The sequence below is a fragment of the Streptomyces pratensis genome (assembly GCF_016804005.1).
GTDB classification, from domain to species: domain Bacteria; phylum Actinomycetota; class Actinomycetes; order Streptomycetales; family Streptomycetaceae; genus Streptomyces; species Streptomyces pratensis_A.
Genome location: NZ_CP051486.1, coordinates 4,445,004 through 4,469,977 on the forward strand (window position 1 = coordinate 4,445,004; position 24,974 = coordinate 4,469,977).

Annotated in this window: 23 protein-coding genes and 1 riboswitch; of the genes, 5 read left to right on the forward strand and 18 right to left on the reverse strand. The window is 72.0% G+C overall.

What is annotated here, in order from left to right; translation table 11 throughout:
• Positions 1 to 595 precede the first annotated feature (595 nt).
• From HED23_RS17955 to HED23_RS17970, 4 genes are all read left to right on the forward strand, one after another.
• Entirely contained in the window at positions 596 to 1,468 is an 873-nt protein-coding gene (locus HED23_RS17955; RefSeq protein ID WP_203184408.1) for a SigB/SigF/SigG family RNA polymerase sigma factor, read from the forward strand.
• Positions 1,469 to 1,678: 210 nt separating this feature from the next.
• Positions 1,679 to 3,040 carry a bifunctional o-acetylhomoserine/o-acetylserine sulfhydrylase gene (locus tag HED23_RS17960; RefSeq protein WP_203184409.1) on the forward strand — a complete coding sequence of 454 codons (1,362 nt, stop codon included), beginning with the start codon at positions 1,679 to 1,681 and terminating at the stop codon, positions 3,038 to 3,040.
• A complete protein-coding gene (metX, locus tag HED23_RS17965; RefSeq protein ID WP_203187538.1) occupies positions 3,037 to 4,197 on the forward strand; it encodes a homoserine O-acetyltransferase MetX in 1,161 nt (386 codons plus the stop codon). Before HED23_RS17960 ends, metX begins: the two co-directional genes overlap by 4 nt.
• Positions 4,198 to 4,257: 60 nt before the next feature.
• On the forward strand, positions 4,258 to 5,517 hold the full coding sequence (locus HED23_RS17970) for a sulfite oxidase (RefSeq protein WP_203184410.1): 1,260 nt from the start codon (positions 4,258 to 4,260) through the stop codon (positions 5,515 to 5,517).
• Positions 5,518 to 5,521: 4 nt separating this feature from the next.
• On the opposite strand, the gene HED23_RS17975 is transcribed toward HED23_RS17970, so the two are convergent.
• Both HED23_RS17975 and HED23_RS17980 read right to left on the reverse strand, forming a co-directional pair.
• The gene (locus HED23_RS17975; protein WP_203184411.1) at positions 5,522 to 6,418 is read right to left on the reverse strand and encodes an NAD(P)-dependent oxidoreductase; all 897 of its coding nucleotides are present in this window, start codon (positions 6,416 to 6,418) and stop codon (positions 5,522 to 5,524) included.
• Between the two features lie 45 nt (positions 6,419 to 6,463).
• Complete coding sequence (locus HED23_RS17980; RefSeq protein ID WP_238442289.1) at positions 6,464 to 7,087, reverse strand: adenosylcobinamide amidohydrolase; 624 nt, start codon at positions 7,085 to 7,087, stop codon at positions 6,464 to 6,466.
• Between the two features lie 339 nt (positions 7,088 to 7,426).
• On the opposite strand from HED23_RS17980, the gene HED23_RS17985 reads away from it, so the two are divergent.
• Positions 7,427 to 8,425, forward strand: coding sequence for a PRC and DUF2382 domain-containing protein (locus HED23_RS17985; protein WP_203184412.1), 999 nt, complete (start codon positions 7,427 to 7,429; stop codon positions 8,423 to 8,425).
• A 103-nt stretch (positions 8,426 to 8,528) separates the two neighbouring features.
• Here HED23_RS17985 and HED23_RS17990 read toward each other — a convergent pair whose 3' ends face one another.
• From HED23_RS17990 to HED23_RS18060, 16 genes are all read right to left on the reverse strand, one after another.
• Positions 8,529 to 10,181 carry an IS1182 family transposase gene (locus HED23_RS17990; protein WP_203184413.1) on the reverse strand — a complete coding sequence of 551 codons (1,653 nt, stop codon included), beginning with the start codon at positions 10,179 to 10,181 and terminating at the stop codon, positions 8,529 to 8,531.
• A 97-nt stretch (positions 10,182 to 10,278) separates the two neighbouring features.
• On the reverse strand, positions 10,279 to 11,124 hold the full coding sequence (locus HED23_RS17995) for an ABC transporter ATP-binding protein (RefSeq protein WP_203184414.1): 846 nt from the start codon (positions 11,122 to 11,124) through the stop codon (positions 10,279 to 10,281).
• Complete coding sequence (locus HED23_RS18000) at positions 11,121 to 12,206, reverse strand: FecCD family ABC transporter permease (protein WP_203184415.1); 1,086 nt, start codon at positions 12,204 to 12,206, stop codon at positions 11,121 to 11,123. The genes HED23_RS17995 and HED23_RS18000 overlap by 4 nt, the downstream gene beginning before the upstream one ends.
• Positions 12,203 to 13,273, reverse strand: coding sequence for an ABC transporter substrate-binding protein (locus HED23_RS18005; protein WP_203184416.1), 1,071 nt, complete (start codon positions 13,271 to 13,273; stop codon positions 12,203 to 12,205). The genes HED23_RS18000 and HED23_RS18005 overlap by 4 nt, the downstream gene beginning before the upstream one ends.
• 30 nt (positions 13,274 to 13,303) lie before the next feature.
• A riboswitch (cobalamin riboswitch) is annotated at positions 13,304 to 13,491 on the reverse strand.
• A 74-nt stretch (positions 13,492 to 13,565) separates the two neighbouring features.
• Positions 13,566 to 13,745: a hypothetical protein gene (locus tag HED23_RS35910; RefSeq protein ID WP_338019600.1), complete on the reverse strand. Its 180-nt coding sequence runs from the start codon at positions 13,743 to 13,745 to the stop codon at positions 13,566 to 13,568.
• Positions 13,742 to 15,592, reverse strand: coding sequence for an acyl-CoA dehydrogenase (locus tag HED23_RS18010; protein WP_338019601.1), 1,851 nt, complete (start codon positions 15,590 to 15,592; stop codon positions 13,742 to 13,744). The genes HED23_RS35910 and HED23_RS18010 overlap by 4 nt, the downstream gene beginning before the upstream one ends.
• A 46-nt stretch (positions 15,593 to 15,638) precedes the next feature.
• Positions 15,639 to 16,589, reverse strand: a complete 951-nt coding sequence (locus tag HED23_RS18015) for a carbohydrate kinase family protein (protein ID WP_203184417.1) — start codon at positions 16,587 to 16,589, stop codon at positions 15,639 to 15,641.
• A 113-nt stretch (positions 16,590 to 16,702) separates the two neighbouring features.
• Positions 16,703 to 16,966, reverse strand: coding sequence for a type B 50S ribosomal protein L31 (locus tag HED23_RS18020; RefSeq protein ID WP_203184418.1), 264 nt, complete (start codon positions 16,964 to 16,966; stop codon positions 16,703 to 16,705).
• 115 nt (positions 16,967 to 17,081) lie between these two features.
• Positions 17,082 to 18,422: an MFS transporter gene (locus HED23_RS18025; RefSeq protein ID WP_203184419.1), complete on the reverse strand. Its 1,341-nt coding sequence runs from the start codon at positions 18,420 to 18,422 to the stop codon at positions 17,082 to 17,084.
• The gene (locus HED23_RS18030) at positions 18,419 to 19,147 is read right to left on the reverse strand and encodes a helix-turn-helix domain-containing protein (RefSeq protein ID WP_203184420.1); all 729 of its coding nucleotides are present in this window, start codon (positions 19,145 to 19,147) and stop codon (positions 18,419 to 18,421) included. Before HED23_RS18030 ends, HED23_RS18025 begins: the two co-directional genes overlap by 4 nt.
• A gap of 67 nt (positions 19,148 to 19,214) precedes the next feature.
• Positions 19,215 to 20,096: an ABC transporter substrate-binding protein gene (locus tag HED23_RS18035; RefSeq protein ID WP_203184421.1), complete on the reverse strand. Its 882-nt coding sequence runs from the start codon at positions 20,094 to 20,096 to the stop codon at positions 19,215 to 19,217.
• 5 nt (positions 20,097 to 20,101) lie between these two features.
• Positions 20,102 to 20,794 (reverse strand): GNAT family N-acetyltransferase, encoded by a 693-nt coding sequence (locus HED23_RS18040; protein WP_203184422.1) that lies wholly within the window; start codon positions 20,792 to 20,794, stop codon positions 20,102 to 20,104.
• 49 nt (positions 20,795 to 20,843) lie between these two features.
• Positions 20,844 to 21,752: a YihY/virulence factor BrkB family protein gene (locus tag HED23_RS18045; RefSeq protein ID WP_203184423.1), complete on the reverse strand. Its 909-nt coding sequence runs from the start codon at positions 21,750 to 21,752 to the stop codon at positions 20,844 to 20,846.
• A 120-nt stretch (positions 21,753 to 21,872) separates the two neighbouring features.
• Complete coding sequence (locus HED23_RS18050) at positions 21,873 to 22,190, reverse strand: cupin (protein WP_203184424.1); 318 nt, start codon at positions 22,188 to 22,190, stop codon at positions 21,873 to 21,875.
• Between the two features lie 32 nt (positions 22,191 to 22,222).
• Positions 22,223 to 23,857: an alpha-amylase family glycosyl hydrolase gene (locus HED23_RS18055; RefSeq protein WP_203184425.1), complete on the reverse strand. Its 1,635-nt coding sequence runs from the start codon at positions 23,855 to 23,857 to the stop codon at positions 22,223 to 22,225.
• A 158-nt stretch (positions 23,858 to 24,015) separates the two neighbouring features.
• The gene (locus HED23_RS18060; RefSeq protein WP_203184426.1) at positions 24,016 to 24,963 is read right to left on the reverse strand and encodes a carbohydrate ABC transporter permease; all 948 of its coding nucleotides are present in this window, start codon (positions 24,961 to 24,963) and stop codon (positions 24,016 to 24,018) included.
• Positions 24,964 to 24,974 lie beyond the last annotated feature (11 nt).

Genomic DNA, 24,974 nt, shown 5'->3' on the forward strand with positions numbered 1-24,974 from the left:
GTGATCCGCCCCTCGACTATTCCCGGGCCGTCGGCCTGTTCACAAAGGTGCAATCAATACGCTCGCCGGGACACAGCACCCTCGTCGCCCGCCCGGCGTCCCGGCGGACGCCCTACGGCTCGCATCGCGCCCGCCGCCCGGCGGACCCCCTACGGCCTGCTTCCGTGCCCTGCGCCCGGCCCGCATCGCGCGCGCCGCCCTGGCGGACCTCCTTACGGGCCGCGCCCGCCCTCGTCCGCCCGCACCGGCACATCCGTGACGGCGCCGGGCGGGCCGGGCAGACCGCGTCGCGCGGAACGGCCACCCCTCGGCCGGTCCCTCGAATCGCGCACCTCTGCGCGCGATACAGCCCCAACCGGCGTCGGCCTGTGGCACTCTGGATACGGCCGCCCCACCGGGCTCCCCCGTACCGGTGGGGCGGTTCTGTGTGCTCGCGCGCAGAGCGCTCCGCCACTGTGGCCACCGAGGACGATCACGAGCATTTCCAGCCGATACGGGCACGACTATGGCTCAAAACAGCCTTCCCGTGCATGAGTTGCGGCCCATCGGGCAGGCGCCTACACCTCATGGCCCACAACCTGAGGAGCGTGACGGGATGACCGTGCACACTGCACAGACCGCCGGTGCGGAACGAGCAGGTGCCGCCGACGGGCTTCCCTGGATCGAGGACGCGGGGCGGATCGCCCCGCAGGACGCGCGGAAGCTGTCGAAGCTCTTCTTCGACCGCTTGCAGGTGCTCGACGAGGGCACCTCCGAGTACCAGTACACCCGGAACACCCTCATCGAAATGAATCTGTCCCTCGTGCGGTTCGCCGCCGGCCGCTTCCGCAACCGGGGCAGCGGCGACATGGAGGACATCGTCCAGGTCGGCACCATCGGTCTCATCAAGGCCATCGACCGGTTCGACCTGTCCCGAGAGGTCGAGTTCACCTCGTTCGCCGTGCCTTACATCGTCGGCGAGATCAAGCGCTTCTTCCGGGACACCACCTGGTCCGTGCATGTGCCGCGGAGGCTCCAGGAGTTGCGGGTCGACCTCGCGAAGGCGAAGGAGGCCCTGGCCGCGGACCTCGACCGGGACCCCACGGTGCACGAACTCGCCGAGCGTCTCGGCCTCCCGGAGGAGGAGATCACCGAGGGCATCGTCGCGGCCAACGGCTACACGGCGGGATCGCTCGACATGCCGGCCGACACGGCGGACCAGGTGGGCCGCGCGGCGGGCAGGCGCACCTATGCGGACGTGCTGGGCGAACCCGACCCCGCCATGGAGACGGTGGAGAATCTCCAGACGCTCGCCCCGCTGCTCGGCGAGCTCGACCAGCGTGAGCGCCGCATCATCGACATGCGGTTCGGCCAGGAGATGACGCAGGCTCAGATCGGGGAGGGGCTGGGCATCTCGCAGATGCACGTCTCCCGGCTGCTCAGCCGCATCCTCCGCAAGCTGCGCAGCGGGATGCTCACACAGGACTGACGACAGGACTGACGCGCGGCAGCGGGACGGGCCGGCTCCGACAGCGGGGCCGGCCCTCGCGTCTGTTGCGGCAGCATTGCAGCTTCGTGGCCACGTGCGCGGCCTGCTTCCGTCCCGGCTCGGGCGGCCTCTACGGTCCGTAACCAGTACGCCGCCGCGTCGCCACCGTGCTCGCGCGGACATCTTCCGAACGACCGTGCGAGGTATTCCATGAGCCAGCCCGTCGACTCCGTCACCGCAGGCCACACCCCTGAGGACCACGACCGGCAGAACCCCGCGACGGCCTGGTCCTTCGAGACCAAGCAGATCCACTCCGGGGCGGTCCCCGACCCCACGACCGGTGCCCGGGCGGTTCCGATCTACCAGTCGACGTCCTTCGTGTTCAAGGACACCAAGCACGCGGCCGACCTGTTCTCGCTCGCCGAGCCCGGAAACATCTACACCCGGATCCACAACCCCACCCAGGACGTCCTGGAACAGCGGATCGCCGCGCTCGAAGGAGGAGTGGCGGCGGTCGCGGTCGCCTCCGGCCAGGCGGCCGAGACGCTCGCGCTCCTGACGCTGGCGGGCGCCGGGGATCACATCGTCGCCTCCGCCTCGCTGTACGGCGGTACGTACAACCTCTTCAGGCACACGCTTCCCCGGTTCGGCATCGAGGTGTCGTTCGTGGAGAACCCGGAGGACGCCGAGGCCTGGCAGGCGGCGATCCGGCCGAGCACCAAGGCCCTGTTCGCGGAGACGCTCGGCAATCCGCGCGGCGACGTCCTCGACATCCGGAAGGTGGCGGACACGGCGCACGCCGCGGGGATTCCGCTGATCGTCGACAACACCGTGCCCACGCCCTATCTCCTGCGGCCGCTGGAGCACGGCGCGGACATCGTGATCCACTCCGCGACGAAGTTCCTCGGCGGTCACGGCACCACGATCGGCGGTGTCGTCGTGGACGGCGGCACCTTCGACTTCGGCGCGCACGCCGAGCGCTTCCCGGACTTCCACACCCCGGACCCCAGCTACCACGGTCTGCGGTACTGGCCGGACCTCGGGCACGGCGCCTTCGCGGTGAAACTGCGGGTCCAGCTGCTGCGCGACCTCGGACCCGCCCTCGCACCGCACTCGGCCTTCCTGCTCCTCCAGGGAGTTGAGACGCTGAGCCTGCGCCTGGAGCGGCACACGTCCAACGCGCTGGAGCTCGCCCGCTGGCTGGAGGGCCGGGACGAGGTACTGGCGGTGCACTACGCCGGGCTCGAGTCGAGTCCCTGGTACGAGGCCGGACAGCGCTACCTGCCGCGCGGTGCCGGCGCGGTGCTCGCCTTCGAACTCCGGGACGGGGTGGAGGCCGGCAAGCGGTTCGTGGACGCGGTCGAACTGTTCAGCCATCTCGCCAACATCGGTGACGTACGGAGCCTGATCATCCACCCGGCGTCCACGACGCACAGCCAGCTGTCCGAGGAGCAGCTCATCGCCACGGGCGCCGCGGCGGGGCTGGTGCGGCTCTCCGTGGGTCTGGAGAACGTGGACGACCTCAAAGCGGATCTGGAGGCAGGGTTCCGCGCCGCGAAGGCGGCGTCCTGAACCGGGTCGTCGCGCCCCGCGCGCTCCCTCTCCCGCCGGCTGCCGGAGGCTGGCGGGAGGGGGATCCGCCCGGCCGCCGCTCGTGGGTGGCGCTCGACGCTCCGCTCGGGCTGGAGTCCGGTGCCACGCTCCCGGGTGTGCGGCTGGCGTACGAGGCCTGGGGCCGGCTCGCGCCGGACGGGGCGAACGCGGTGCTGGTCCTGCACGCTCTGACCGGTGACAGCCACGCGGCGGGCACCGCGGGCCCCGGGCATCCGTCAGCCGGATGGTGGGACGTGCTGATCGGCCCGGGCCGGGCACTGGACACCGACCGCTGGTACGTCGTCGCGCCGAATGTGCTGGGCGGCTGCCAGGGCAGCACCGGCCCGTCTTCCCGGCGGCCCGACGGCATCCCTTGGGGTGCCGCGTTCCCGTACCTGACGGTCCGTGACCAGGTGGCGGCGGAGGCACTGCTCGCCGATGCCCTGGGGATCGGCCGGTGGGCGGCCGTGATCGGCGGTTCGATGGGCGGGATGCGGGCGCTCGAATGGGCGGTGGGTTTCCCGGCCCGTACGGGATCCCTGCTGATGCTCGCCGCTCCCGCCGCGTCCTCGGCCGAACAGATCGCCTGGGGCAGCATGCAGACAGCCGCGATCCGGAGCGATCCGGGCTGGCGGGGAGGCTGCTACCACGACGCGCCGCCCGGCTCGGGCCCACACCAGGGGCTCGGCCTGGCCCGGCGTATCGCCCACGTCACGTATCGCAGCGAGGCCGAGCTGGGGGCGCGGTTCGGCCGCCGGGCGCAGCCCGGTGAGCTGCCCTCGCGGGGCGGGCGCTACCAGGTGGAGTCGTACCTCGACCATCACGCGGCCAAGCTGGTGCGCCGTTTCGACGCGGGCAGTTATGTGGCGCTCACCGAGGCGATGAACGCACACGACGTCGGCAGGGGACGCGGTGGTGTCGCCCGGGCCCTGCGCGGGGCGGACATGCCGGCCCTGATCGCGGGCATCGATTCCGACCGGCTGTATCCGCCTGCCCAGCAGGCGGAGCCGGCGGCGCTGCTGCCCGGCGCCGACCACCTCCGGATCATCGAATCCCCTTACGGGCACGACGGGTTCCTGATCGAGACCGCGCAGGTCGGCTCCCTCGTGAGGGAGTTGCTGCCCCCGGCCCGCTGACCTGGCCCTGCCCCGTTCTGCCGCCCGTTCGACCCGACACCTCTTCCCCCTGGAGCGCCCATGAGTTCCGTACCGCCGTCCGAAGCCTCGTACGACCGGAGGCGGATCCGCCAATGGACGCGTGGCCACGCGCGATCGGCGGGAATCGACCGCCGTGATCTGCTCAGGCTGGTCGCCGCGGCCTCGGTCGCGGCCCCGCTGATCCCGGCCGCCGCAGCGTCCGCCCAGGCGGCGCAGTCGCTAGCGGGCGTGGTGAAACCCCTGCCGCCGGAGCTCTTCACGGTGCGCGGTACGAACGCCGAGACGAATTTCGCGGCGCTGCGGGACACGGGACTGCTCACCCCCGCCGACCGCTTCTTCGTCCGCAACCACACCTCGACCCCGGTCATCGACGCCGCGGACTGGAAGCTGACGGTCTGGGGAGACGGGCTGACCGGCGGTCCGGTGGACTTCTCGTACGAGGCGCTGCGCGCCCTGCCGGCCGTCACCCGTACCGCGTTCGTCGAGTGCGCGGGCAACGGCCGCAGCTTCTACACCTCGCAGCAGGGCCGGCAGGTCAGCGGCACCGCCTGGACGCTGGGTGCGATCGGGACCGCGCGCTGGCGCGGGGTACGGCTCGCCGACGTCCTGCACCGGGCCGGAATCGGCCGGAACGCGGTCGACGTGCTGCCACGGGGCCTGGACGCCGAGGTCGTGAGCGACGGGACGAATCTGGGCCGGGTGCGCAGGCCCCTGCCGGTGGCGAAGGCCCTGGACGACGTGCTCCTCGCGTACGAGATGAACGGTGAGCCGCTGCCGCCCGACCACGGCGCTCCGGTCCGGCTGGTCGTGCCGTCCTGGGTGGGCATAGCGAACATCAAGTGGGTGGGTGACATCGAGGTGAGCGCGGAGCCTCTGCTGAGCCCGTGGAACACGGGCCTGTACCGGCTGTTCGGTCCCGGGCACCCGCCCGAGGGCAGCGCGCCGCTGACCCGGCAGACGCTCAAGAGCGCGTTCGAGCTGGCGCCCGGTGCCTCGTTCGCCGCCCACCGCAGGCATCTGCTCACCGGCCGGTCCTGGTCGGGCGGCGCACCGGTGCGCTCGGTCGAGGTCAGCACGGACGGCGGCACCCGGTGGCGCCCCGCACGGCTGCGCGACGAGCCGAGGGCCGGGAGCTGGGTCCGCTGGACGGGCGACTGGGTACCGGAGGAGACGGGCCCGGGCGTGCTGCTCGCGCGGGCCACGGACCGGTCGGGCCACACCCAGCCCGCGACGACGCCCCACAACACCCAGGGCTATCTGTTCGACGCGGTGGTGAGGCACCCGGTGACCGTGGTCTGACAGGCTATGCCGGACGGCCCGCGTAGTACGTGGCGATCATGTCCTGGCCTCCGTGGCCGGCCGCCTCCGCCCGGGTGAACCGCTCGGCGGAGGCGGCGACGAGGTCGAGTTCCACTCCGGCCGCCTCGGCCGCTTCGAGGATCAGCCGGGAGTCCTTGAGTGCGGTGGAGAGCGCGAAGCTCGGGGTGAGATCGCCCGAGAGCACCGCCGCCGACTTCGCTTGGAGATACGGCGTGTCCAGAGGTCCGCCCTTCATCGCGTCCAGGAAGAGCTGCGGGTCGATCCCGAGCCCCTCGGCGAGATTGAGGCATTCCGCCACGCCGTTGACCATGTTGATCACCCAGGTGTTGGCGACGAGCTTGAGCCGGGTGGCGGCTCCCGGTTCCTCACCGACCCACACGGTGCGCCTGCCGATCGCCTCGAGGACGGGCAGTGCAGTCGCGCGGGCGGCGGACGGCCCGGAGACGAACACGGTGAGAGTGCCCTGCTCCGCGGGCTGCTTCGTGCCGGAAACCGGGGCGTCGAGGTAGACGAGTCCCAGTCCGGCGGCCCGGTGGACGAGGTCGGTCGTGGCGTCGAGACCGACGGTCGAGCTCTGCAGCCAGAGCTGGCCCGGGCGCAGGCCGGGCGTCGCGGCGGTGAGGGTCTCCGCCACGGCCCCGCCGTCGTTCAGAGCGGTGAGGACGATGTCGGCGCCTCGTACCGCTTCCTCGGGGCTGTCCGTCACGGTGGCGCCGTGGGTGGCCAGCGGTTCGGCCCTGGACCGCGTGCGGTTCCAGACCCGGACGGGGATCCCGCTCCTGAGCAGGCTGCGTGCCATCCCGGATCCCATGATCCCGGTGCCGAGGACCGCGACGGTCGGCGTGCCGGAGGCTGTGTCGGCGGGGGATGCGGAGGTCATGGGGAGGATCCCTTCGTCGGTGCGCGGTCTCAGGACCGGTGGGCCTCAAGACTGCCGCAGCGCACTCTCCAGGACGGCGCGGTGCACGGCTCTGGCGAGTCGCGCGCCCCAGCGCGAACGCGGTCCCGCGAAGGGTTCTCCGGGATGCCCTCCCGGGTCGGGCGCGGCGACGCACACCGCGTCCGTCGGCGTCCCGGAGCAGTCGAGGCCGGCGTCCAGGAGCGCCTGCACCTTCGCCTCGGTGGCGGTGGCCACCGCGTTGACGAGAGCGGCACCGGAGAGTGCCACGGGGAAGGTGACCACGATGTTGACGGTGCCCGGTGGCAGCGTGCCGTCGGCTCCCTCGGCCGGGACCGCGGCCCATCCCCGTACGCCGAGGCCACTGGTGACGGTCGCGGTCACGCCCCCGTCGTCGGCGACGGCGTACGCGGTGACATCGGCGGCGGTCATCAGGCCGGCGCCCGGGCCGTCGAGTTCTTCGGCCGCCGCGATCTCCGCCAGGTGCCGGTCGGGGTCGAGCCGGGGATAACCGCCGGGCACCTGGGCGTTGAGGATCCACGCGCGGGGGCCGATCCCGCCGCCCAGCACGGCACTGCTGCACACCCGCCAGCCGGGCCCCAGCCGCCAGACCAGGTGGTGCAGTCCGAGGCCGCCCTCCTGCCGGGCCAGCAGCTCGGCGCGCTGCCGGGGCAGGCGGATGCCTACGGATCCGATGGCGCACCCCCGTGACAGACCTGCCGACGGTCGGCAGCAGCGCGTCGATCATACGGGCGGGCCAGGACCGCACATCAGGCGCACCCGGGAGAGTGCTCACCCGAATGGCGTAACGCGTGTGGCGGGCCGATATCGCCGCGGATCGGGGCCACCGCCCACGCCCGGTGGCCCGGGCCGCTCGCCGCGCAGGCCGGGAGGTTGCAGCGGCCAAGCGGGTGAGGCGCGATGGAATCCGGACGCGCCTCCCCTGCTGGACACACCCACAGGACGCGCCCGGGCGAGGAGGGATCGGCCATGGGAGCCGCTGACGGTTTCACGGATTCCGGAGAACTCGACGGTCTGACCGTCTACGACAGCGACGGAGAGAAGGTCGGCACGGTGGGGCGGGTGTACGTCGACGACGACACCGGCAAGCCCGACTGGATCACGGTCAAGACCGGCATGTTCGGCATGAAGGAGAGCTTCGTACCGCTTGCGGGAGCCCGCCGCGTGGGCTCCGACCTGCACGTCTCGCATCCCAAGGACCGCGTCAAGGACGCGCCCCGGGTGGACGCGGACGCGCACCTCTCCGTATCGGAGGAGGAGGAGCTCTACCGGCACTACGGGATGACCAGGAAGGCCACCGGCCGCGGCGGGGCGGGCGGCGACGCGCGCACCACGTCCGGGACCGGGACGGCGGCCATGGGTGCCGCCGGCGCGGCCGGGGCGGCCGGCACCGCTCGCGCCCCTTCGGCAGGCCAGGCCAAGGCCACCGGCACCACGGCCGGCATGGGCACCACCGGTGCCGGCTCGGGCAGGCACCGCGACACGGAGACGTCCTCCACGTCGCGCCCGCTCGCCGGAGCAGGAGCCGAGCGGTCCGCCGGGGGCGCCGGCGGACGCGAGGAGATGATCCGGTCCGAGGAGCAGCTCCAGGTCGGTACGGAGGAGTACGAAAGCGGAAAGGCACGCCTGCACAAGTACGTCGTGACCGAGAACGTCACCCGGACAGTGCCGGTGTCGCACGAGGAGGTGCGCGTCGTGCGCGAACCTCTGCAGCCGGGCGAGAAGGGAATGACGGGGCGGAGCGAACTCGGCGAGCAGGACGTCGAAGTCACCCTGCACGCCGAACGAGCAACCGTCCGCAAGGAGGCGGTCCCCGTGGAGCGGGTCCACCTCGAAACCAGCAGGGTCACCGAACAGAAGGAAGTCTCCGCCGAGCTCCGCAAGGAGAAGATCGACTACGCGGACGGCAAGGACACGGGCAGCGGCAAGGACATGGGCGGCGAGTTCGGCCAGGGACGTCGTCGCTGACCCCTCACACAGCGGCGAAAGGCCGCGCGACACCGGCGAGGGGCGGACCCGGGCGGTTCACGGATGCTGTTGGCGAATGCCCCTTCGTTCCGCCCCATCGGATTTATCCGGTGGGGCGGAGTGCTGCGAAGTGTGAGGTGCGTGTTGGGGCGAGTGGGGTGCCTGTGAGCCAGGCGTCGAGGCGGGTGAGGTTCATTCCGGCTGCGGTCAGCAGGTGTTGCAGGTGGGTTTTGGGATGGCCTCGGTAGCGGGACCTGCGCAGCCCGAAGGCGCGGACGCCCTGGGAGATGGTGCCTTCGATGCCGGCTCGGTGCTTGTAGCGTTGTTTCCATGGGTCGGTTTGCTGGTCGAGCCGGGCTGTTCGGAGGGCTTCGTGTTCGTCGCGGTGCCGCAGGGTGATCTCGCGTCCCATGTAGGCGACGCCGCGGGTGCACTGGTCGCGTGAGGGGCAGGGGCGGCAGTCCGCGGGTGAGAATCGGGCGCGGATCACGGGGCCTGACGAGCGTCGCCCGTCGTGCTGCCACTGTCTGCTGGTCCTGCCGTTCGGGCAGGTCACCTGCTTGTTGTCCCAGTCGACGGCGAAGTCGTCGATGCTGTAGCCGTTGTTCGCGGCGGCCTGCCAGCCGGTGTTGGCGCCGACCGGTCCCACCAGTTCGATGCCATGGTCACGGCGGGCGGCGACCAGGTGTGCGGCATCGACGTAGCCGGCGTCGACCAGATGGACATCAGGCAACAGGTCCCGGCGGGCGAGAGCGTCGTGGATCTGGTCGGTGACCTGGACGTCGGCAGTGGCGGCGGTGGTGGTGATGACCTCGGTGATCAGGTGTGGGGCATCGGGTTCGCAGGTTTCGGTCAGATGAACCTTGTAGCCGCACCAGGCCCGGTCGCGTTTGGCCCCGTTGCGGGCGTCCGGATCATAGGCCGAGCGGATCCGTAACTGCCCCGGCGGGCAGTCCTTCGGCTTGCGCCAGCTCACCTCACCGTCGCTGACCTGGTATTCCTGCACCCACATCTGCCGTAGGAACTCCACGGCCGGCAGCTCCCTCAGCCAGGCAGGCGCGTCAACGGACCACACAGCTTGCAGGAGCGTCATGCCGTCCTGGCCGACCTGTTCGGCGTGGCTGAGCCGGGCAGCCCAGCGGCTGGGGAACTTCGTGTCCTCCGGCCGGGCGGAGTACCGGTCGAACCACTCCGGCGGCGTCCGCTCGGCCAGCCACTGCGGAGCCGCGACCGCCAGTGCGTTCAGTGCCGCTCGCATCGCCTCGACCACGGACTCCAGCCGGTTCACCTCCCGCACCGCCGCCAGCACATGCGTGGCATCACTGCGCTGACGTCCACCGGCCTTGAGCAGCCCGGCCGCCGAAACGCTCTCCAGGACCGCATCCAGCACCCCGGCCTCGACGCCACCGGCGATGAGCCGTCCACGGAACTCGCTCAGCACGGAGAAATCGAAGCCCGGATCGGTCAGCTCCAGCCCGAGCGCGTACTTCCAGTCGATCCTGGAGCGCACCGCGTGAGCGGCCTGCCGGTCCGACATCCCTTCGGCGAACTGCAACACCAGCACCATCGCCAACCGGCCCGGCGACGCCGCAGGCCGCCCCCGACCCGAGAAAAGACCCGCGAACTCCGCATCGGTGAAGACCGACCCGAGCACATCTCTCACCCGGACTGCCAAGCACCCCTTCGGGAAGGCCGCGCGGGCCACCCTGACCGTCTCCGCCGGCACCTCGCCAGGCACACCAGGACGCAACGACATCTGCCCACCCCAAACACAACGTCGGCCTGACCCACCAACGAGATGGATCAGGCCGACGTCACGACGAAGGGGCATTCGCCAACAGCATCCGGGCGGTTCACGGGCCCGCCCCCTCGTCGCACTTCGGCCGCCCGCGGACGGCTGCTCCCGGCAGGTACCGCACCGATGGGCGCCCCTCGGGCCCTTCCGGCGTCACCACCGCGCGTACGCGGTAGACATCGGCGATGAGCTCCTCGGTGATCACCTCCGAGGGAGTTCCGCCGGCAACCACGCGGCCTTCCTTCATGACCGTGACCCGGTCGCAGAACATCGCGGCCAGATTGAGGTCGTGCAGGGCGACCACCGCGGTCACGGGCAGCGCGGCGACCAGGGAGAGCAGCTCCAGCTGGTGCTGGATGTCGAGATGGTTGGTGGGTTCGTCCAGCAGGAGTTCACGCGGCTGCTGGGCCAGCGCGCGGGCGATCTGGACGCGCTGGCGCTCACCGCCGGACAGGGTGTGCCAGGACTGCGCGGCCCGGTCGGCGAGCCCGGTGCGGGCCAGAGCCTCGCGCACGGCGTCCTCGTCCTCGGGGCCCGAAGCGGACCAGGCCCGTCGGTGCGGGATGCGGCCGAGGCGTACGACGTCGAGCACGCTCAGGTCGACCTGGGTGACCGCGTGCTGGTCGACGACGGCCACACGGCGGGCCACTCCTCGCCGGCCGGCCTCGGCGAGCGTGCGGCCGTCGAGGGTGACGACGCCCGCACCGGGAGCGAGGACGCCCGCCATCACCCGCAGCAGCGTGGTCTTGCCCGAGCCGTTCGGCCCCAGGAGGCCGACCGTGGTGCCGGGCGGCGGGGCGATGCTCACGCCGTCGAGCACGATCCTCCCGCCGGCCTCCCGGCTGACCCGTGTGGCACGCAGGCCGTCGCCGGGGGTGCCTCTCCCGTGTTCCTCCCCGTTCACGCGCTCCTCCGCGTCCGGTAGAGGACCAGGACGAACGCGGGCACCCCGATGAGGGAGGTGACCACACCGACCGGCACCTCCTGCGGGTCGAGGACGGTCCTGGCCAGGGTGTCGACCCAGACGAGGAACACGGCTCCGGCGAGCGCCGTCACCGGCAGCAGCCTCCGGTGCCCCGCCCCCGTCAGCGCCCGGGCCGCGTGGGGCAGGACGAGTCCGACGAACCCGATGGCGCCCGCCGAGCTCACGAGGGCCGCGGTCAGCAGCGCGGTCGTGCAGAGAAGCACGATCCGGGTGCGGGCCACGTGTACCCCGAGGGCTGCCGCGGCGTCCTGCCCGAAGGCGAAGGCGTCGAGGGTACGGGCATGGCCGAGGCAGACGAGCAGGGTCACGGCCAGCACGGCGGAGCACATCCACACGTCGCTCCAGCCGACGCCGCTCAGCGAGCCGAGCAGCCAGAAGAGCACGCCCCGGGTCTGTTCGGCGTCGGCCGCGGTCATCACGACGAAGGACGTGAGCGCGGAGAAGAGCTGCATGGCCGCGACCCCTGAGAGGACGACCCGATCGGTGGATCCGCCGAGTGTGTGGCTGAGCAGCAGGACGAGTGCGAACGAGCACAGAGCCCCGACGAAGGCACCGCCCGAGATCGACACCGCTCCCCCGCCGACGCCCAGGACCACGACCACGACGGCCCCGGTGGACGCTCCGGAGGAGACGCCGAGGACGAACGGGTCGGCGAGCGGATTGCGCAGCAGCGACTGCATCACGGTGCCGCACACCGCGAGCCCGGCCCCGCACACCGCTGCGAGCAGGGTGCGGGGCATACGCAGGTTCCAGATGATGCCGTCCCGGATCGGGGACAGCCTCCCCTCACCGAGGCCCAGGTGCGAGCCCACCGCCGACCAGACGTCCGGGACGGAGATGCGGGCGGGTCCGATCGTGACGGCGACCGCCACGGACAGGAGCAGCAGGACGGCCCCGGCGCTCCACAGGAGGCCGTCCCGCAGGATCCTGGCTCCGCCGGATCTCCGGACCGCGTACGGCTTCTCCGTGCGCGCGACCGGAGCGTGTTCGGTGCTCGTCACCCCGCGAGCCCGAAGGAGCGCAGCCCTGCCGCGACGCGCTCCACGCCCTCGACGGTCCGGATGGTCGGATTCATCGCCTGGCCGCTGAGCAGGACGTACCGCTTGTTCCGGACGGCGTCGAGGTTCTTGGTGGCGGGGTTGGACTCCAGGAACTCGATCTTCTTCGCGGCGCTCTCGGCCGTCTGCGACTTGCGGGTCAGGTCGCCGATGACCAGCACGTCGGGATTCCGGTCGGCGACCGTCTCCCAGTTGATCTGGGGCCATTCCTCGTGCGTGTCGTCGAAGACGTTCTTCGCGCCGAGTTCCCCGGTGATGATCCCGGGGGCACCACAGCAGCCCGCGAGATAGGGGGCCTCGGCGTTGGCGAACCAGTAGAGCAGGGTGGCGTCGGAGGCCCCGATGCCCTCGGTCGCCTTGTCGATGCGGCCCTGGAGGCTCGAGACCAGCTTCTCGCCCCGCTCCGGGACGCCGAACAGCGCGGCCAGATCACGCACCTCGTCGTAGACGGGGTCCATGGTCAGCGGCTCGGTGCGGGAGCCGTCGCTGCTGCCCGTGTTGTCCTTGCCCATGCAGTCGGAGGGTGCGAGGTACGTCGGTACGCCCAGTTCCTCGAACTGGTCCCGGGACGCCACACCGCCCTTGCCGAGGGTGGATTCGAACGAGGCGCTGACGAAGTCGGGTTCCTCCGCGAGGACCTTCTCGGAGGAGGGCAGGCTCTCGGCGAGCCGGGGCACGGAGGCCTCTTCCTTCTCCAGGCCCTTCATCACCGGGTCCGTCCAGGTCGCGGTGCCGGCGAGCCGGTCCGCGAGTCCCAGGGAGAGCAGGATCTCCGTCGATCCCTGGTTGAGGGAGACGGCCTGACGCGGCGCCGCGTCGACGGTCACCGTACGGCCGCAGTTCTTCAGCGTCACGGGGAAGCCGGGGGCGGCGCCTTCCCGTGCCTCACCGTCAGAATCGCTCCCGCCTCCGCAGGCGGTGAGGAGGACGAGTCCCGTGAGGAGCAGTGCGGTTCGGCGTACGGTGCTGGCTATGGGCGGCACGGAGTCCCTCGGCGTCTCTGGGCTCATGCGCGGAGCCCGCTACGGTGTTCCGCTCCCGGTGCGGAAGCGGGTGCCAGCAGGTCTTCGGACTCGGGTTCGTCCGGACGGAGCGCCTTCCCGGTACACCCGAGGGTGTCCCAGTGGCCGTGGCCCCGCCCGTCCCCCTCACCGCTGCGCGTCAGCTCCGGATTCACACCGGATTCCCTGACTCCACGTGGAGTGTGACTGGCGTCTGCAAGCTATCACGCGGCGTGCCGACGCCTACGGGGGCCGTCGGCCGGTACGGCAGGGGGTTCGCCCCTGCCGTACCGGCGGGCCGTCAGGCGGGTCGGCGCTTGGGGTGAACCGATTCGCCGCCGTCCGTCTGCGGCTTCCCGACGCGGCGCGCGAGCACGGACGCCGTGCCCCAGTAGGCCAGCAGGACGGCGCGGAGGCCCAGGATCTCAAGGCGCTCGCCCAGGCGGCCGCATACCGCCTGCTCCCTGCGTCCGGCGCTCATCGGGAGTCCGCCTGCGCGGTGTTCCACGCACCCCGGGGGTCGTCGTACGCGTCCGCGTAGCCGGGTCCGGCGATCGGCCAGTCCGCGAGCAGTTCCTCGGGCAGGGCGAAGGACTCGGCCAGTTCCGGTGCGTGCTCGGCGACGGCCGCGATCAGTTCCTCGGCTGTTTCGGGCAGGGCGTCGACCTGATCGCCGCTCAGGAGCCCTGCGGCCAGCAGATCGCCGCTGTTGCGGGCCACCCACTCGACGGCGAACAGCCGCTCCAGCTCGCCCAGCCGGTCCCGGGCTGCTCCCTCGGGCAGCGCGGCGCGGGCCTCGGCGTAGGCCTCGGCCGCCTGCCGGTAGGCATAGGCCTCGACCCCTCGCAGGGCGGGTCCCGAGGCCGCGTTCCACCGCCCGAGGGCGTCGGCGTCGGGCGCCCTCAGCGCACGCTCCCTGGCCCGGGCGAACCAGATGCCCTGTACGGAGGCGAGGAGTTGGCCCAGGAAGCCCGGATCGGCCAGGTCACCGCGGCGCCTCGGCCGTTCCGGAGCGTCCTCGTGGCCGGGCTCGGCGGCGAAGAGCATGTCGGCCGCCGCCTTGGCGTAGAGGGCGATGTTGTCGCCCTCCGCGGTGATGGCCCCCTCCACGCCCGTGACGAGCTCGGTCATGCCGTTGTTCTCCAGCAGCGCCTGCGCGCCGCAGCGTTCACGGCTCTCGACGATGACGTCACGGGCCCGCCAGGTGATCCAGGCCTTGGCCACGTCGACGAGCCTGGCCACGTCGGTCCGGCGGTCCTCGTCCGTACATGCTTCCCACCGCTCCTGGGCCCTGCGGTACAGCAGGCTCATCCCGAAGACCGTGGCCATGGCCGAAGCCAGGGGTCCGTGATGGGACCTGTGGGCGTTGACGGGCACCGCCGGCTTGCCGCGGGTCCCGGAGATCAGCCGGTGGCCTCCGTAGCGCACCGCGACCGCCAGGCTCGCGCGGGCGGAGCCGGCCGCGCAGGCGCTCATGGAGATCCGGCCCGGGGTGACCCGCCCGATCGAGGTCTGGAAGCGCCGCCGCCGGTCTCCCGGCCCTGTCCTGAACTCCCCCTTGGTGTCACCCTCTTCGCCGTTCCCCAGCAGTGCGTCGCGCGTCAGGAAGAGCCGGTCGAACGAGGTCAGGCAGTGGTCGACCGGGCTGCCCATCCGGGCGGGAAGCCGCCGCACCCGGATGCCGGGCAGGGCGCGCTCGTCATCGGTGATCGCCACCAGGAAGAGACGCACCCCGTGGTCGGAGCCGTCCGCCACCAGGCGGGCGGCGACCAGTCCGGACTTGGCTCCGCCGGCCGGGCTGGTGTTGGGCATGAACTTCTGCGCGCCCGCGTTCGGGGTGTGCAGGACGAAGCCGTCCCGCTCTCGGTCGTACGTCGCGGTGGTCTCCATGGCCGACGCGTTGTTGCCGTGTGCCACCTCGGTGCAGAGGAAGGTGCCGATGCGCCGCATCGTCAGGTAGTCGGACAGGTCGCGGCGCCCGGCGCATTCGTGATCGAGGAGGCTGCCGAGGAAGAGGTTGTAGTGGATGCCCGCCACGGTGGTCAGCGCGGGGTCCACCGGGCCGAGCCACGCGTGCAGGGCGGCCAGCGCGCGCGGGTCGGCGGCAAGACGCGCGCCGCTGTCGAGGGACAGGTTGAGGATCCGCAGCCGGTCGTAGGCGAGTTCCAGCCGCTCGTCGGGGGTACCGCCGGCGGGGCGGCGGAACGGTTCTGTGCTGATCAGCCGCTGCCAGAATCCGTGCTCGCGGCGGAATTCAGGACCGAGGAGGACGCCGGTCAGCAGTTCGGTGGTGGACAGTGGGACGGTGTCGGTAAGGGTCACGCTCATAACGAAATGAACGACCGGGGTACGGGCGAGGACACCCTGGACGCCGTCAGTGCTCCGGGACCGGCGCGCTGGTCAGGGCCTCCTCCAGCTCCTCCTCGTCAGGAGGCAGCGCACCGGCCCGCGCGACGGTCACCGCGGCCGACGCCACGGCGCGTCGCAGCACGTCGCCCAGAACGGCACCGTCCAGGGAACGCAGCCGGGCGCGGCCCTGGGCTCCGAGCAGTCCGTACGAGGCCAGGGCGTGCAGTGTGCCGGACATGAAGGCGTCCCCCGCCCCCACCGTGTCCGCGACCCTTACACGCGGGGCGCCGATACTCACCGTCGCACCCGGCAGGAATGCCACCGCCCCTGCGGCTCCACGGGTGACCAGGACGACCGCGGGTCCGGACCGCAGCCACCGCGCCGCGGCCTCCTCCGGTTCCTCGTCGGGATACAGCCATCGCAGGTCCTCGTCGCTGGCCTTGACGACGTCGCTCAGCTCGACGCAGCGCTCGGCACGGCGCACGGCTCCGGCGTGGTCCCCCATCAGTCCGGGCCGGACGTTGGGGTCGTAGCTGACGGTCGCCACCTCCCGGAGCGACCGGACGAGGCCGAGGACGCTCGCCGCGCCGGGCTCCAGCGCGGTGGCGACGGACCCGGTGTGGACGTGCTCGGGCGGCGCCCCGGACAGCTCCACCGCGCCCAGCGTCCAGGTGATCTCGAAGGTGTACGCGGCCCGGCCCGCCTCGTCGAGGCGGACCGTGGCGGCCGGGGTGGGTGCACCGCTCCCGTCCGTGAGGACCCGTACCCCGGCCGAGGCGAGGTGGTCCTCGATCAGCCGCCCGTCGGAATCCTGGCCGAGCTGGGTGATCAGGGTGGTGCCCAGCCCCAGCCTCGCCAGACCGTACGCGACGTTCGCCGGGCTGCCGCCGGGGTGGATCCGGTCCGGCGCGTCCGGCAGCCGCACGATGTCGGCGACGCACTCACCGATGACCAGCAGGGCGGGACCGTCGGGCATGGGGAGCGGGTCTCCTGGGGGACGCGGGCGGATGTGGCCGGTGGAGCACCACTGCCAAGGGGCTCACCGCCGCCGATTCTGCCCGGTGCGCGGGAGCAGCGGGGATCCGGGGTTCAGGGTGCGTCCTTGCCGCCCTCGTCCCCGTAGCGCCGCTCGAACTTCGCGACCTGGCCCTCGGTGTCGACCACCCTGGCCTTCCCGGTGAAGAACGGGTGGCTCTCGGCGGAGATCTCCACATCGATGACCGGATAGCTGTTGCCGTCGTCCCAGTCGATGGTCTGCTCGCTGGACGCCGTGGACCGGGTCAGGAACGCGTACCCGGCGGAGCTGTCACGGAAGACCACGGGGCGGTACGACGGGTGCTTGTCCTGTTGCATGCCTGCTCCTGGAGGTACGGGGATCTCGCATCCCGCTTCGGGCTTGCCAGCCTCCCGAACAGCGGGAGCCGGCGCGATCCGGGGCGTCCGTACGGAGCAGCGGACCGGACCTCGCCTACTCGGCGGCGGCAGCCGGAACGGCGGCGGACCGCTCGGCGGGAGCGGTGCGACGGGCCCACAGCAGCGTCCCCGCCAGCAGCACGGCGGCGCCGAGCAGCCAGGGCAGCGGGCCGGCGGGCAGCACGCCGATGACGAGGCCGGCCGCCGCCCCGACGAGTTGCGCGGCGAGTGACTGCACGGAGAGGGCGGTCGCCCTTCCGGACGTGTCGACGCGGCGGTGAAGGAGGTCGTTCTCGCTGGGGCCTGCGGCGCCCAGGCCCAAATAGACCAGCCCGTAGCCGGCGAGGGCCACGGTCAGTGCGGGCGCGCCTCCGGCGGACACGGTGGCGGCGAGGGCCAGCAGACCGGCCGTGCTCGTGGCGAGGCCCGTCAGAACGGCACGCTCGCCGTCTCCGGTGAGCCGGGCGACGAGGGGTGCGAGCTGGCTGCCGAGCGCCGAGCACACGAATCCGGCGGTGGCCAGCCCGGCGAAGAGGAGTGCTCCGGACTCCGGGGTACCGGTCAGCGCCGCGGCGCGGCCCGGGGTGAGCAGTTCCAGAGCGGCGAGCGCCGTGCCGGCGGCGCCGGCCGTCATCAGGATGCGGCGGACCAGTGTGTCCCCGGCGCCGAGCCGCAGCCCTGCGGCGACTGAGTGGGGGACGCCTCGCAGGACGCCGCGCGGCGTGGCCGCCGGACGGGGAGGTTCCGTCAGGGCGGTCAGGACGTAGAGCACGAAGACGATCTCTACCGCCACGCCCAGGAGCACGGGAACGGACAGCGGCACCACGAGACCCGAGGTGGACGATCGCAGCAGGGATCCGAGGTCAGGGCCGACACCGAGCAGCCAGGGCAGCCCGCCGCCGAGGAGTGTGCCGAGCGCGATCGCGCCGGCCGACGCGGCGCTGCCGCGAGCCAGCCCGGTCCGGAGGTCTGCCTCGGGGCCCGCGTGGGCATGCACGGTGTCGACGTACCAGGCTTCGGCGGGCCCGCTGGACAGGGCGCGGCCCGCGCCCATGAGGGCCGCGCCGACGGCGAGCGTCCATGGGGTCGTGCCGAGGCCTATGAGAGCGAGTGCGCAGACGTTGAGCACACCGGCGCACGCCAGGACGACACGACGGCCGACGACGTCGGAGAGGCCCCCGGTGGGGAGCTCCAGCGCGGCGGCGGTCAGGGAGTGGGCGGCGAACACCGCCGCGACGGCGCCGAGGGACAGGCCGCGTTCGGTGAAGAGCAGCACCATCGAGGCCAGAGCGAGGCCTGCGGGAAGCCAGAAGAGGCAGGACACGGTGACGAACCGGCGGCGGATGGCGCGTTCGTCGAGCACGGTGGGCGTGCCGGCCCTGGTCGGCGCGGTCACTGGGTGCTTCCGGCGTCGGAGGCCGCATCGGCGACCGGTGCGGCCCCCGAGGTGTCCGGTGCGCCAGGCGTGCTGGGGGTGCCCTGCGCGCTCGGGGTGCCATGCCGGCCCGCCGCGTCCTGCCCGCCAGGGACGCCAGGGGTGCCCGGGGCCAGCGGGAGTCCGGCGGTGAGCAGCACGACCTGCCTGGCCCGGGGGTCCTGCTCGTCGCCCGCCGTCAGTTCCGCGAGCTTGGCCGTCATCGCGTCGCGGAGTTCACGCAGCGACTCCGGCGTCAGCCGCGGCATCAGGTCGTCGATCCCCGAGGGGTCGTGCCACTCCTCACCGAGCCGCCCCGCGTCGATGTCCGCCTCGTGCTGCTCGATCGTCTGCTGCAGATGCTCGAGCTGCCGGCGTCTAACCAGCACCAGCATGGCCCGGCCCGCGGGCGTGGCCAGCATGGCCGCGTTGTCCGCCGAGGTGACGGAGTGCACGGCCTGCCAGCGTCGCTCACGTCCGTCACGGTGCTCCGCCTCCGCGACGAAGGCGTACTTGGCGAGCACCCGGAGGTGGTAGCTGGTCGAGGCGGACGACTCCGAGGTCCTGACCGCCAGTTCGCTCGCGGTGGCGGGACCGTGCAGCCGCAGCAGGCCGAGCAGCTTGAGGCGCAGGGGATGAGTGAGCGCCTTCAGTGCCGCCGGGTCCCGCTCGGGATCGAGTACACGGTGCGTCGCGTCGCTGTCCATGGCGGCAGCCTAGAGCGCGACGCCACTTTGCCAAATAGTTTTTGCAGAATTTATTTGGGAGAATCCTTCAGTCGCCTGTCGCCCCCTCGATCGCGTCCGCCACGAGCGAGAGGAAGCGCGCATGCGCCTGCGGACTGCACAGGGGTTCCGGGTTCCACGGCACGATCCGCGCGCGGCTCCCGGCGGCTTCCCACACCGGGGCGGTTATCTCGTCGAGCGGGATCGCGTTGGACCGGATGTCCGTCAGGACCACGCCGGGCTCCAGGGCCGCCGCGTCCGCCCATGCGACGGTGGCCCAGTTGACACCGGCACCCTCCGGCGGGGAGACGAGGTCGGCCCCCAGCTCGGCCAGGACACGCAGCTCGGGCCACATCTGGGGCCGGGCGGCATAGGCCTGCTCCTGGCTCGCGGGCGAGAGGGCCAGCACCCTGGCACCTCGGGGAGTGGGGCGGGCGGCCGCGCGGAGCCGCTCACGTGCGGCGTGCAGATCACCCGTGGCGTCCGGCACCGGCGCACCGCCGAGCGAGAGCGCGAGCTCGGCGAAGCGCTCGGCGACCCGGTCGAGGGTGCGGGCCTGGCCCACGTCGATCACGACGACCGGGACGCACTCCTCCAGGTGTTTGGCGGTGTCCGGGTCCAGCCCGTAGAGCTGTCCGTGTCCGTAGCTCACGGCGACGACCAGGTCGGGTCCGCCGCGTAACAGCGTCTCCACATCGAGGCCGTCGCCCGCGCCCCGGTAGTCCACGGCGTCGAGCGGGAGCGCGCCGGTCTTCGCCCGGTCGGGCTCCGCCCCGTCGTGCCCCGATCCGAAGATGCCCTCCGGGTGTATCCCGTAGTCCCACAGCGTCGCTCCCGCCTGGACGTACGCGAGCACCCGGGACGGCCGGCGGTCCGCCGCCACCAGCCGGCCCCGGTCGTCCGCGAAGCTCCACGCGCTCTGCTCAGTCATCCCACTCACCCCTCCGAGCCGGCGGCCTGGGCCCTCTCCCCGGCTCGCCACCCACTACCTGCCCAGCTCACCGGTTCCACACCCTCCGTCGAGCGCCCCAGATAGGTAAGCGGACCGGGATCGGGTACGTCGATCACCTGGAATCCGAGCCGGTCGTAGAAGGCCCTGGCCGGAGTGTTCGCCGTCAGCATCGAGAGGTGGACGGCCCGGACCCCCCGCCGGTGCAGGGCGCCCAGGAACACGCCCATCAGTTCCCTGCCGTGGCCCTTGCGCTGCCACGGTGGCAGCAGGTCGATGTGCAGGTGCGCGGGGTGTCCGTCCAGCTCCGGGAGGATCATGCGCTCGGGGCGGTACAGGAGGGTCGTCATCTCCTCGGTGGGTGTTGCGGGTTCACCTTCGGGCGCGGGGAAGCGGGCCGTCACCCGTGGGAGCCAGATCTCGCGGAAGGCCTCCACGAACAGCCGCGTGTCCGCGGTCCCGAGGACGTAGCCGACCGCCCGTCCGGAGCCGTCGTCCAGCACGAAGGCCAGCTCCGGTTCGAGGTGGGCGTAGGGCTCGGCGAACAGTGCGGGCATCAGCCCTGGATCGGGATGGAGATGTGTGCTGTCACCGCCGTTGTCGGCGGTGCGGACGCAGATGTCCGCGACTGCCTCCTGGTCGGCGGGCCGGTAGGAGCGTACGTACGCGGTCTGTGTCATCGCCCCATCCTTCCCGCCTGGGAGCGCTCCCACAAGGCCCTGAGGCCCCTCAGGGCGCCTCGCGCTCCCGGTCGTCCTCCGTGCGGGCCAGCTCGACGTTGAACTGGGCGCCGGTCAGGAGCGCCAGGTTGGTGAACCAGATCCAGATGAGGAAGACGACCAGCCCTGCCAGCGAACCGTACAGCCGGCTGTAGCTGCCGATGTGGGTCGCGTACAAGGCGAATCCGGCCGAGGCGATCAGCCACAGGAACGCGGCGAGCACACCGCCTGGAAGCGCCTTACGCACACTTCGCGCGGAGCGCGGACCGGTGCTGAAGAGGACCAGGATGAGGCAGGCGACCAGGCAGAGCATGACGGGCCACTTGAGACCCGCCCAGAGCGTCTCGCCCGCCTGCGCCAGGCCCGCCCGGCGTCCGAGCCACCGCGCCAGGGGCCCGGTGAGCACGAGGGCGAAGGCGCTGGCCATCAGCAGGACGAGCAGCCCGACGGCCGAGACCACGATGACGTGCGCCTGGCGCAGTGGCGGCCTGGTGTCCTTGACCCGGTGCATGGCGTGCATAGCCCTGCGGAAGACCGCCAGGTAGCTGGAGGCGGACCACACGGCGCTCACACTGCCGGTGGCGACGAGCAGCCAGACGGCGGTGCGCTCGTGGGTGGCCGCCTCCAGCGGCCTGCGCAGCGCCGCTCCGGACTCGGCCGGCGCGAAGGCCGTGATGTCGGCGATCAGGGCGCTGGTGGCGCCGGGGTTGGCCAGGCCGATGACGGAGACGGTCACCAGGAGGGCCGGGAGCAGCGCCAGAATCGCGTAGTAGGTGAGGGCGGCCGCCCAGTCGGAGAGGTCGTCGTTCCACAGCGATACGGGGGTCCGCCGCGCGGCGGTGCGCCAGTGCCTCGGCGCGGTGCGCCCTGCCGGGGGCGCGGTTCGTTCCGCGACGGGGTCGTCGGTCCTGCTGGGCACGCGGATACTCCGGGGGACGTAGGAAAGGCGGACGGAGGGACGCCGCCACCGGGTGGCCCGGCGTCCCGGCTGTCTCCCTTTCTCTCATGCCTCCGTCCCGCGGGTGTACTCCAGGTCGCCTCAGTCGTTGACCGCGGTGAGCAGCACCACCGCGTCCTCCAGGGCCAGCAGCCCGTGCCGCTCCTGTGGGATGGGGTGCAGTCCGCCCGCCGCGAGGTCCACGTCGCCGGACCCCGCGGTGAGCCGGACGGCACCGCGCAGCACCTGGAGTGACGCGGCGGGCGGTGCGTTGTGCTCGTCGAGGGCGGAGCCCGCGGTGAGCGCGATCACCGTCTGCCGCAGAGGCTCCTGGCGCAGGAGCAGATGCGCGCTGCGTCCGTGCGCGTGGACGCGGGCCGCGGCCAGGTGCTCGTCGGCGAGTGCGTTGAGATCATCCATACGACCACTGTGCCGCAGCCCCCGCTCCCCCGCTATCGCGTCCGGCGCAGCCATACCGCCGTATCGTCCGGCAGCAGGCCGGAGGGGTCCAGCGGGGCGCTGAGCAGCAGCATCTCCTCGTGGTCGGGCAGCGGGACCGGGCTCCCCGAAAGGTTGACGACGCAGATCAGGCCGTGTGTCCGCCGGAACGCGAGGACGCCGGGTGACGAGGGCAGCCAGTCCAGCCGGCCGTCGGCCGTCTCCCCGGGGGCGGCGGCGAAGCCGGGCTCGCCGCGGCGCAGCCGCAGCGCCTCGCGGTAGAGGGTGAGCATGGATCCGGGATCGGCGCTCTGCCCGTCGGCGGCGTACGAGGACCAGGCCGCCGGCTGGGGCAGCCAGGGTTCGGCCGTGGATCCGAAGCCCGCGTACGGCTCGTCGGCGGACCAGGGCAGGGGCACCCGGCATCCGTCCCGGCCGGGGTCGATGCCACCGGAGCGCAGGTGCATGGGGTCCTGGATCCGCTCGCGGGGGATGTCGGCCTCCGGCAGCCCGAGCTCCTCGCCCTGGTAGAGGTAGACGGCCCCCGGCAGCGCGAGGGAGAGCAGGGCGGCAGCCCGCGCCCTGCGGGTGCCGAGCTCCAGGTCGGTGGGCGTACCGAAGACCTTGGCCGCGAAGTCGAAGCCGGTCGCCTCACGCCCGTAGCGGGTGACCGTGCGGGTCACGTCGTGGTTGCACAGCACCCAGGTGGCGGGGGCTCCCACCGGAGCGTGCTCGGCGAGCGTGTCGTCGATCGCGGAGCGCAGCAGCCCGGCGTCCCAGGGGCAGGCCAGGAAGTTGAAGTTGAAGGCGGTGTGCAGCTCGTCGGGCCGCAGGTAGCGGGCGAAGCGTTCGGAGTCGGGCAGCCAGACCTCCCCGACGAAGATTCCGTCGTAGTGGTCGGCGATGGCGCGCCACGAGCGGTAGATGTCGTGGAGCTCGTCGCGGTCGACGTACGGATGGGGGTCGGTGCCCTTGACGAAGTCGGGAAGGGCGGGGTCCTTGGCGAGCAGGGCCGCCGAGTCGATGCGCACACCGGCGACGCCTCGTTCGAACCAGAAGCGCAGGACGTCCTCGTGCTCCTGGCGGACCGCCGGGTGCGCCCAGTTGAGGTCGGGCTGCCCCGGGGCGAACAGGTGCAGGTACCACTGGCCGTCGGCGACCCTGGTCCACGGGGTGCCGCCGAACTCGGAGACCCAGTCGTTGGGCGGGATCTCGCCGTGGTCGCCACGTCCCTCCCGGAAGTGGAAGAGGTCGCGTTCAGGGCTGCCCGGGGCGGCTGCGAGCGCCGTCTCGAACCATCTGTGCCGGTCGGAGACATGGTTGGGGACGATGTCGATGATGGTGCGGATGCCCAGCTCACGGGCTTCGGCGATGAGCTTCTCCGCCTCGGCGAGATGCCCGAACGCGGGATCGATGACCCGGTAGTCCGCCACGTCGTATCCGCCGTCGGCCAGCGGGGAGAGGTACCAGGGGGTGAACCACAGGGCGTCGACGCCCAGTTCGACCAGGTAGGGCAGCCTGGCCCGTACTCCCGCGAGATCGCCGGTGCCGTCTCCGTCGCCGTCGGCGAAGCTGCGTACGTAGATCTGGTAGATGGCGGCGTCGCGCCACCACGTTGCGGTGGCCTCGGTCGGACGGATGGCTGCCACGTGGCGTTCCTTTCGGGCAGGAGGTACTCCGCCGCCGGCCCGTGTGCGGGGCGTGCGAAGGGCCGGCGGCGGAGTGCTGGTGGGAGGCGGTCGTGCGGGGAGCTCTCGTTCGGATCGGGCCGGAGCCCAGCCCGATCCGAACGGGGTGGGCCCGGGCGTCAGCCCTTCAGGCCGCCCGCGGTGAGACCGCCCATGATGTTGCGCTGGAAGAGCAGGAAGATGAGCAGCGTCGGGACGGACGCGATGGTGAGCGCGGCGATGAGGACGTTCTGCGGCACACCGTTGGACAGCGAGTAGATGCCGACGTTCAGGGTCTGCTTGGCCGGATCGGGCAGGGTGAGCATGGGCCAGAGGAAGTCCTTCCACACCCCGACGACCGCGAAGATGGAGACGACGCCCAGGATCGGCCGGGAGATCGGCAGGACGATGGAGCGCAGGGTGCGCAGGGGTGAGGCGCCGTCGATGGCCGCGGCGTCGAGGAGTTCGCCGGGTATGGAGTCGAAGAAGCGCTTCAGCAGGAAGATGTTGAAGGCGTTGGTGACCGACGGCAGCCAGATCGCCCATGGCGAGTTGAGAAGGTTGCGCTCGAAGATCGGTACGTCGAGGACCGTGAGGTACTGCGGCACGACGAGGACGGTCGCCGGGATCATCAGGGTGGCGAGCATCATTCCGAGGATGGCCTTGCCGAGGACCGGCCGGAGCTTGGACAGCGAGTAGGCGGCGGCCACGTCGAGGACGAGCTGGAAGGCGAGTGCCCCGAACGCGTAGTAGAGCGTGTTGAAGAGCAGCTGGGCCAGGTCCATCACGTTCCACGCCTGGGAGTAGTTCTCCGTGTGGATCGAGGAGGGGAAGGCTGTGGGCGGGCTCTGTACGACTTCCTGGGTGGTCTTGAGGCCGCCGGTGACCATCCAGTACAGGGGGCCGAGGAACGCGAGGGTGAACGCCACTGCCACCAGGGCGAAGACGATCCAGTAGACCGCCTTTCCCCGGGGCCGGCCGAGCTGGGCCGGTGAGATGAGGGTCCGCTGGCGGCCCTGGTCCGTTGCCCGGCGGCGGGCCCTGCGTCCGCCGGGTCCGCGCCGGGAGACAAGCGTGTTCGATGCCATCGTCGTGCTCC

Excerpts from the sequence above, each read along its gene's own strand:
- HED23_RS17955 (WP_203184408.1), top strand. The coding sequence starts at position 596 with ATGACCGTGCACACTGCACAGACCGCCGGTGCGGAACGAGCAGGTGCC.
- HED23_RS17960 (WP_203184409.1), top strand. The coding sequence starts at position 1,679 with ATGAGCCAGCCCGTCGACTCCGTCACCGCAGGCCACACCCCTGAGGAC.
- HED23_RS17970 (WP_203184410.1), top strand. The coding sequence starts at position 4,258 with ATGAGTTCCGTACCGCCGTCCGAAGCCTCGTACGACCGGAGGCGGATC.
- HED23_RS17975 (WP_203184411.1), bottom strand. The coding sequence starts at position 6,418 with ATGACCTCCGCATCCCCCGCCGACACAGCCTCCGGCACGCCGACCGTC.
- HED23_RS17985 (WP_203184412.1), top strand. The coding sequence starts at position 7,427 with ATGGGAGCCGCTGACGGTTTCACGGATTCCGGAGAACTCGACGGTCTG.
- HED23_RS17990 (WP_203184413.1), bottom strand. The coding sequence starts at position 10,181 with ATGTCGTTGCGTCCTGGTGTGCCTGGCGAGGTGCCGGCGGAGACGGTC.
- HED23_RS18005 (WP_203184416.1), bottom strand. The coding sequence starts at position 13,273 with ATGAGCCCAGAGACGCCGAGGGACTCCGTGCCGCCCATAGCCAGCACC.
- HED23_RS35910 (WP_338019600.1), bottom strand. The coding sequence starts at position 13,745 with ATGAGCGCCGGACGCAGGGAGCAGGCGGTATGCGGCCGCCTGGGCGAG.
- HED23_RS18010 (WP_338019601.1), bottom strand. The coding sequence starts at position 15,592 with ATGAGCGTGACCCTTACCGACACCGTCCCACTGTCCACCACCGAACTG.
- HED23_RS18015 (WP_203184417.1), bottom strand. The coding sequence starts at position 16,589 with ATGCCCGACGGTCCCGCCCTGCTGGTCATCGGTGAGTGCGTCGCCGAC.
- HED23_RS18020 (WP_203184418.1), bottom strand. The coding sequence starts at position 16,966 with ATGCAACAGGACAAGCACCCGTCGTACCGCCCCGTGGTCTTCCGTGAC.
- HED23_RS18030 (WP_203184420.1), bottom strand. The coding sequence starts at position 19,147 with ATGGACAGCGACGCGACGCACCGTGTACTCGATCCCGAGCGGGACCCG.
- HED23_RS18035 (WP_203184421.1), bottom strand. The coding sequence starts at position 20,096 with ATGACTGAGCAGAGCGCGTGGAGCTTCGCGGACGACCGGGGCCGGCTG.
- HED23_RS18040 (WP_203184422.1), bottom strand. The coding sequence starts at position 20,794 with ATGACACAGACCGCGTACGTACGCTCCTACCGGCCCGCCGACCAGGAG.
- HED23_RS18050 (WP_203184424.1), bottom strand. The coding sequence starts at position 22,190 with ATGGATGATCTCAACGCACTCGCCGACGAGCACCTGGCCGCGGCCCGC.
- HED23_RS18060 (WP_203184426.1), bottom strand. The coding sequence starts at position 24,963 with ATGGCATCGAACACGCTTGTCTCCCGGCGCGGACCCGGCGGACGCAGG.